This is a genomic window from Miniphocaeibacter sp., assembly GCF_049276255.1.
Lineage (GTDB): Bacteria > Bacillota > Clostridia > Tissierellales > Peptoniphilaceae > Miniphocaeibacter.
This window is the reverse complement of the sequence record NZ_JBASWB010000012.1, coordinates 1-6846: the sequence shown is the minus strand read 5'-3', so window position 1 is coordinate 6846 and position 6846 is coordinate 1. Positions and strand designations below refer to the sequence as shown.

The following is a 6846-nucleotide window of genomic DNA, read 5'->3' as shown; positions in this document are numbered from 1 at the left end:
TTGCTTTTACCTCTAGAAGAAACAACTGTATCTAGTTCCCAATGTCCAAATTCTATGCGTTTCTTTACATGATTTGGTCTTTGTGATATTGATTTGCCAATATTGAATTTGCCTCTAGTTTCTTTAGTTTTCCTACTATTTCCTTTCCTTCGCAAAACCTTTAAATCGACAGATAAAACTTTAGAATATATCCAATTATAAAAGGTTTTGAAAGATATAATACCCTTTAAATCTCTACCTACTATCTGCTCAGGAGACCATGATTTATTTAATATGTCTTCAATAAATCCACCTAGCTCTTGTGTAAATTAACATGTTCTACTCTTGTTTTTTGATTTTTCTTCATAATCGTTTTTAGTTATTTTAGCTGAATATTCACCCTTACATCTCTTTATTTCTCTACTTATTGTTGAATTGCTAAAACCTAATAGTGTAGCAATCCTTCTTTCAGAATAATTCTCTTTTTTAAGTATTTCTATTTTGTTTCTTTCATTTATAACCTAAAGGTCACACAGTGGTAAGATGTTTATAACTCATAACAAGCTCCGACCTGTGTGTTTTTGTAGTTATTAACATTTTACACAAATATCGGAATTTGTTATGAGTTTTTTTATTTTAGGTGTTGCATTTAATTTTACAATCTATCATATATAAACATATATAAAAACTATAATAATTTTCCAGAACGGATAATCTACTCTATTTTATGCGAATATTTTATTTGAGAAGTCAAAGTTATATCTTGTTAAGAAGTGTCTTTTAAGATACTATTAAATAGTATGAAATAATATATAATAAAGTGAAAAAAGAGGGGAAAATGTATATAAATTATAAAGGTCTGTGGAAGCTTCTAATAGATAAGGATATGAAAAAATCTGACTTAAGAGTTTTGACTAAAATGAGTACAAGTACTTTGTCGAAACTCACCAAGGACGAATATGTTTCCATGGATGTATTAGTTAGAATTTGTCGTGTTTTAAAATGCCAACTAAGTGATATTTGTGAAGTGGAGGTTTAATATGGCAAGAAAATATAGTGCTGGTATTGTAAGTAAAGGATTCTGGTTTATAGAATTTAAAAAGTACATAAATTTGTTAAATGAAGGTTATACTCCGGAAGAAATTAGAGTAAAACAAGAAAGTGGAAATTTTCTTGCAGCACCTTCTAAAGCCTATGGGATTAAGATTTTAGGTGAAATGAAAAGAAGAACAAGAGCCTTGCCTGAAAACATATTAGACTATTTTCAAAAAACAGATATCTCAACTCAAAAAATTATAAATTTATTAGGAATTTTACTTACAGATCAATTACTATTTGAATTTGTTTATACAAAATACAGAGAAGAAATAAAACTAGGAACAAAGGAATACAATCCTTCAATAGTAAGGGTATTCTTAAGGGAAATGCAAAACAACAATGAAGAAGTAGCAAAGTTTTCCGATAATTCCATAAAGAGAATGATAGGTGCTTATGGTACTTATTTAAGAGAAGCTGGACTTTTAGAAGATGTAGAAGGAAAAACATATTATAAAAATATTTTTCTAGATCTAGAGTTAGAAAGGCTAATGGAAGAGGAAAATTTAAATTCCTATATTAAAGCTATAAAAGGTGAATTTTAATGTATATTTATGAAAAACTAAATAAAATTGAACAGGTTATTACAAAGGATGATTTTTTACAGAATAAAGGATTGGGAAATGAAGTTGGATACTATATATTCGATTATTCTCCTAAAGATGAAATAATAGTAAGAGAGTTTTTAAAGGATTTTACAAAAAAACAGTTTAGTTCTTTTGAAATTGTTGAATATGATTTATATAAGATGTTAATCGATCATTTAAGGGAAAAGAAATATTTGGAAAAATGTATGGAAATAGAAAAAAAGAAAGGAATGAAACAGCTTGTTAAAGCTATAACTTCTTTACTTAGAATGGACAGTGGTAATGATTTTTTTACAAGAACAATAAAGGAAAATACACCAGATAATACAATTGTATTTATAACAGGCATAGGTAAAATATTTCCCTTTGTAAGAAGTCATAAAATCTTAAATAATTTACATCTTAATTTTTACAAATCACCTGTAGTAATGTTTTATCCTGGGAAGTATGATGGACAGAGTTTAAGTCTTTTTGGAGAATTTAAAGACGATAATTACTACAGGGCATTTCCATTAATAAAATAAAGGAGTTATATATGTTAATAAAAGATATGTTCACTAAGGATATAAATAGAGATATCCAAGGTGTTATTAAAGTTGGACAGGATAATATTGAAAACATTAAGCAGGAGCTTGAAGAATATGTAGTAACAGATGAATTACAAAAGCATTTTAGAGATTTTTTTACTGCTTATGCAAAAGGAATAAATGGCTATACAGATAAAATGGGTGTTTGGATATCCGGCTTCTTTGGAAGTGGTAAGTCCCATCTATTAAAAATACTTTCCTACTTAATATCCAATAAAGAAATAGATGGGAAAAAAGCAATAGATTTTTTCTTAGATGACAATAAAATAAACGATCCTATGGTCGTTGCAAATATGAAATTAGCAAGTCAAGTTTCTACTGATTCAATACTCTTTAACATAGACTCAAGATCAGACACTGGTGGTAGTGGAAAAGAAGCAATATTATCTGTTTTTCTTAAGGTATTTAATGAAATGCAAGGCTATAGCGAATCAGATCCCTATGTAGCAGACTTAGAAAGATGGCTTGATAAAAACGAAAAATATGATGATTTTAAAGCTGAATTTGAAAAAATAACAGAGGATAAATGGGAAAATAAAAGATACGAATTGGACTTCTTAAGTGGAGAATTAGTAGAAGCCTTGGTAAATTCCAATTCCATGACAGAAGAATCAGCAGAAGGCTGGTATGAAAAAATAACCTCCAAAGAATACAGCATATCTATTAAAGAATTTTCAGAATTAGTTAATAAATATATAGAAGAAAAGGGAAATAATCATCATGTTGTTTTCTTTGTTGACGAAGTTGGCCAATATATTGGTGAAAATAGGGAGTTAATGTTAAATCTACAAACAGTAGTAGAGGACCTAGGAACGGCTTGTAAAGGGAAAGCTTGGGTAGTAGTAACAAGTCAAGAGGCTATTGATGAAATTACAGTAATAAAAGGTGATGATTTTTCCAAAATACAAGGTCGTTTTGACACAAGAATAAATTTAACATCTGCAGATGTTTCAGAAGTAATAGAAAAGAGAATTTTAGAAAAAAATAATACTGCTAAAGAAACCTTAACTGTTTTATATAATCAAAAGCAATCAGTCCTAGATAATTTAATAATATTTAATGACCTTGCAGAAAAAAAGAAATTTGAAAATGTAGAGGATTTTGTAAAAGTTTATCCTTATATACCCTACCAGTTTAATTTATTATCAAATGTTTTAACGGCCATAAGACAGTTTGGTGCAAGTGGTAAACACCTTTCTGAAGGGGAGCGTTCAATGCTTGCAATGTTTAAAGAAAGTGCTCAAAGAGTTCAAAATGAAGAAGACGGAGTTTTAGTATCCTTCGATAAATTCTATAATGCCCTTTCTCAATTTTTAGACTCAGCCCATGCAAAAGTCATTATTCAAGCTAGTAAAAATAAGGTTATTAACCCGGATAATGAAGATGATTGTTTTAATGTTAATGTATTAAAAACACTCTTTATGGTTAAATATGTAAAAGAAATAACAGCAACAGTTGATAATATAACTACATTAATGGCATCTAATATAGATGAAGACCGTCTAGCCCTAAAAGAAAAAGTTCAAGAGGCTTTAGATACACTAAAAAGTCAAACTTTAGTTCAACAAAATGGAGATATTTATATTTTCTTAACTGATGAGGAACAAGAAGTAGAAAGATTAATTACTAAAGTCGATGTAAGATCAACGGAAGTTTCTAAAAGCATAGGTAAGGATATTTTTGACGATATCTATATAAACGATAAATATATTTACCCTGAATTTGGTGGCAGATATACCTTCTCCTTTAATAAAGAAGTAGATGGAATCCCAGTAGGTAACCTACAAGGAGAAATATTTGTTAAAATTATTACTCCAAGTTCAGAATATAATGGTGCTAAAGAAAGCTTAAAACTATTAAGCAGTAATGACAGAGCTGTATATGTAGAACTACCATCAGATGAAAGTTTTTTAAAAGAAAAAAAACAAGTGTTACAAATAGAAAGTTTTTTAGTTTCCAGTGAATTAAGAAATTTTCCCAATGTTGAAGATATTGTAAAAGTAAAAAATTCTGAATTAAAGGAGTATAGGGAAAGAAGTAAAAGAACTTTAGAAGATGCCTTAAAAAATGCTACTTACTATGTAGAAGGAGAGGAAGTTCCAACTAATAGTATGGACTTTAAAACCTCTTTAACAAAAGCTATAGGAACCCTTGTTAAATATACCTATAACAAATTAAACTATATTACAGCTACAAAGGATATTTCAGATATTAGAGCATTATTAACTAAGAAAAATCAAGTGAATTTAGATGAAGAAATAAAAGAAAATGAATTAGCCTTAAGGGATTTAGAAGAATTTGTTTTATTACAAACTCGGGGAAATGCTAAAGTTTCAATTAGGGATATAAAAAACAAATTTGCAAAAGCACCTTACGGTTTTGTAGATTATGACATAAGCTGGCTTATAGCCAAACTATTTATGGACGGAAAACTGGAATTTACTGTTAGTGGTAATCCTGTAAATATATTAAATACAGAAAAAGAAGTAATTTTAGAATATATTACAAAGAAAAAATTTGAAGACAAGGTTCTTCTAGGACTAAAAAAGGAAATAGATCCTAAAAAGAAGAAAAACTTAAAAGATCTTTACAAACTATTGTTCAACATGGACATCAGAACCGACGAGTCCGATGGGATGACTGAGTATTTTAAAAGGGAATCGGAAAGAAAATTAAAGGAAATAGAAAGAATTTATAACTCATATTTCACTAATAAGGATAGTAATATTAAATATCCTGGAAAGGAAATACTCAAATCAGGAGAAAAATTATTTACTTATGTAATTAATATCAAAAAACCGGAAGAATTATTTGACTATACCTATAAAAACAGAGACGACTTTGAAGATTTTGTAGAGGATTTTGAACCAGTTCAGTCATTTTTTGGAACATCCTATGAAAAAAGTAATCAAATAGATATTTGGAAAAAAGCTTCCTTGACTATGGATATTTATGAAGATTCTAAAAATTTTGTAAATGACGAAGAAATTGAAAAAGTTGTAGGAGAAATAAATCATATTTTAAAAATGGACATGCCCTTTAACAGAATAAAGGACCTACCAGATTTAAGAATGAAATTCCTAAATCTTTACGATCCAATTTTGGAAGTTACCTTGGCTCCTGTACTAGAACAAATTAAAGAATTTGAAACAAGAGTTAGTGAAAAAACTGCTGAATATAATTTAAAGGAAGATTTTTCAAGTAGACATATAAAAAGGTTTAAAAACCTAGTAGAAAAGGCCGAAAGCTATGATAATTTAAAGGATGTTCATTCAGTTGAGGCTGAAGCTGTAACAATATTTGAATCAGCTTTAAAAAGTGCAGATACAGAATATGAAAAAGCATTAGAAGAACAGAAAAGAAGAGAAAAAGAAAATTCTAAAACGAAAGAAACAGAAAAAAAAATAGAGGTAAAACCTGAATTAAAAAAACAAAAGACAATTCTTTTTAGAAATATTAATCCAAGCCGTTCTTGGAAAATAGAAAAAGAAGAGGATTTAGACAAATACTTAAAGGAAATAAGAGATAAAATAAAATCGCAATTACAAGACGAAAATATTATAAATATAGAATTTTAAGAGGGAAAAAATGAACAAAACTGCTTTAAGAAATTTTGCTATCTATGCTAGAAGAAAGCTAAGAGATGATGTAGTTCTCTTAGCTTCTCAAATAGGAATAAATAAAGAAGGTATTGTAGAAGCGGAAATAGACGAGTCTGACTTTATGTCCTTTAATATTGGTGGAGTAGGAAATTTTACCTTAAAAGGAAAAGAAGTAAAATACAGAAAAAAACTTGTAGAAAAATTAAACGGTGCAGAAAAATATGAGGAAGCTTTTGAACAAATAGTAGAAGAAACAGCCTACACTTGGTTTAACAGGTTAATAGCCATTAGATTTATGGAGGTAAACGAATATTTACCAGAAAGAGTTAGGGTACTTTCATCAGCAAGTGAAAATGACCATATTCCAGAAATATTAACCAATATACTGGACTTAGATCTTTTTGAAAATTTTACAGACCAAGAAAAAGAATATGTAATAAATTTAAAAACATCAGCAACAAAAGAGTCCGATGAAGAACTCTTTAGCTTTCTCTTCTTTAAGGTAACAGAGGAACTTAAGGAATATTTACCATATTTATTCGAAAAAACCGATGACTATTTGGAACTTTTATTTAAACCTTCATTTATAGAAGAAACAGGAGTTATTTATAAATTAGTAAATGAAATAGATGAAAATGATTTTAATATTAATCCTCAAAAAGAAGACAATGATGAAGAAGTAAAAGTTAAAGGAACAATAGAAATTATTGGTTGGTTATACCAGTATTATAACGAAGAATATAAAGATAAAGTTATTAACATATACAAAGGCACAGTAAAAAAAGCTGATATTCCAGCTGCAACTCAATTATTTACAACAGACTGGGTTGTAAAATATATAGTAAATAATTCTTTAGGCAGATATTGGATAGAAAGAAATTCTAATAGTAAATTACAAGAAAAATTGGAGTTTTTTGTTACACCTAAAGATAATAAAATAAATTATATAGATGAAAAAGTAAATGTTGAAGAATTAACCTTCTTTGAAATGATAAT

The 6846-nt window shown here is 28.3% G+C and carries 4 protein-coding genes and 2 pseudogenes; 5 read left to right on the top strand and 1 reads right to left on the bottom strand.

What is annotated here, in order from left to right; genetic code table 11:
• Nucleotides 1-497 (bottom strand): annotated as a pseudogene (locus tag WAO56_RS01365) (IS30 family transposase); the annotation flags it as partial.
• Between the two features lie 320 nt (nucleotides 498-817).
• Here WAO56_RS01365 and WAO56_RS01360 point away from each other — a divergent pair.
• The 5 genes and pseudogenes from WAO56_RS01360 to WAO56_RS01340 all read left to right on the top strand — a co-directional run.
• Nucleotides 818-1018, top strand: coding sequence for a helix-turn-helix domain-containing protein (locus WAO56_RS01360; RefSeq protein WP_243659987.1), 201 nt, complete (start codon nucleotides 818-820; stop codon nucleotides 1016-1018).
• Between the two features lies 1 nt (nucleotide 1019).
• Nucleotides 1020-1619, top strand: a complete 600-nt coding sequence (locus tag WAO56_RS01355; RefSeq protein ID WP_422143767.1) for a DUF1819 family protein — start codon at nucleotides 1020-1022, stop codon at nucleotides 1617-1619.
• Entirely contained in the window at nucleotides 1619-2185 is a 567-nt protein-coding gene (locus WAO56_RS01350; protein ID WP_422143766.1) for a DUF1788 domain-containing protein, read from the top strand. Before WAO56_RS01355 ends, WAO56_RS01350 begins: the two co-directional genes overlap by 1 nt.
• Before the next feature lie 11 nt (nucleotides 2186-2196).
• Complete coding sequence (gene brxC, locus WAO56_RS01345) at nucleotides 2197-5826, top strand: BREX system P-loop protein BrxC (RefSeq protein WP_422143765.1); 3630 nt, start codon at nucleotides 2197-2199, stop codon at nucleotides 5824-5826.
• A 10-nt stretch (nucleotides 5827-5836) separates the two neighbouring features.
• Nucleotides 5837-6846: pseudogene (locus tag WAO56_RS01340) on the top strand (hypothetical protein); the annotation flags it as partial.